At 63.6% G+C, this 335-nt stretch carries 1 pseudogene; it reads right to left on the reverse strand.

Features of this window, described 5'->3' with window-relative positions:
• A pseudogene (locus EN804_RS35615) lies at window positions 1–335 on the reverse strand (FAD-containing oxidoreductase); the annotation flags it as partial.

Here is a 335-nt window from a genome sequence, read left to right on the forward strand (position 1 = left end):
GGATGACGTCGGCGAGCGCCTGCAGCCCCATGCCCGATTTGATCGCCAGCGACACCGCGTTGATCATCTCACCGGCATGACTGGCGACGACGGTCGCGCCCAGAATGGTATCCGATCCCTCCCTGACATGGATTTTGACGAAACCCTCTTCCTCGCCGTCCATGACGGCGCGGGCGACATCGTGCATCAGCACCGTGTAGGTCTTGACCGGAATGCCGTTCTGGCGCGCCGCGGCCGGATAGAGGCCGACATGGGCGATCTCCGGATCGGTATAGGTGCACCACGGGATGACGAGTTCGCTCAGCCGCTTGCGGCCGAGGAACAGTGCGTTCTGG

This window comes from Mesorhizobium sp. M8A.F.Ca.ET.161.01.1.1, assembly GCF_004792105.1.
In the GTDB taxonomy this organism is placed as follows: Bacteria; Pseudomonadota; Alphaproteobacteria; order Rhizobiales; family Rhizobiaceae; genus Mesorhizobium.